The 770-nt window shown below is 73.1% G+C and carries 1 protein-coding gene; it reads left to right on the top strand.

All coding sequences use genetic code 11. The features are described 5' to 3' along the window. Window positions 1-25: 25 nt before the first annotated feature. A partial coding sequence (locus tag C2L80_RS13490; RefSeq protein WP_129589977.1) for an ABC transporter ATP-binding protein occupies window positions 26-770 on the top strand: 745 nt, incomplete at its 3' end.

The raw sequence follows: 770 nt of genomic DNA, 5'->3' as shown, positions 1-770 counted from the left end.
CCCGCAGCCCAAGCCCGCCCCGCCCGTGCTGGAGTTGCGCGGCGCCACGTTCACCTACGAGGGCGCGACGCGCCCGAGCGCCGAGGACGTGACCCTTTCCGTGGCGGCGGGCGAATGCGTGGTGCTGTGCGGCGAATCGGGCTGCGGCAAGACCACCGTCACGCGGCTGGCGAACGGGCTTGCGGGCGAATTCTACGAGGGCGAGCGCCGAGGCGAGGTGCGCGTGGGCGGCGCGCCGCTCCAGAGCCTTTCGCAATGGGAGGTGGCCGAGCGGGTGGGCAGCGTGTTCCAGAACCCGCGCACGCAGTTCTTCAACCTCGACACCACCGGCGAGATCGCCTTCGGCATGGAGAATCTGGCCGTGCCCCGCGCCGAAATGCACGCGCGCATGGCCTCCACCGCGCGGGAGCTGGGCATAGAGGCCCTGCTCGACCGCAACATCTTCGCGCTGTCCGGCGGGCAGAAGCAAGCCGTGGCGTTCGCGGGCGCGCACACGTGCCGCCCCGCCGCCTACGTGCTGGACGAGCCGTCCAGCAACCTCGACCCTGCCGCGATGGACGACCTCGCGCGCCTCATCCGCACCGCCAAGCAACGCGGCGCGGCGGTGCTGGTGGCCGAGCATCGGCTGGCCTATCTGGCCGATGCGGCCGACCGCTTCATCTTCATGCGCGCGGGGCGCGTGGAGCGCGAATGGACGGCCGAGGCGTTCGCCGCCCTCTCCGCCGAAGAGCGGGGCCGCCTCGGGCTGCGCTCGCCGCACCCGCCCGCCC

The sequence above is a fragment of the Rubneribacter badeniensis genome, assembly GCF_002899695.1.
In the GTDB taxonomy this organism is placed as follows: domain Bacteria; phylum Actinomycetota; class Coriobacteriia; order Coriobacteriales; family Eggerthellaceae; genus Rubneribacter; species Rubneribacter badeniensis.
This window is presented reverse-complemented; position numbering and strand designations above follow the sequence as displayed.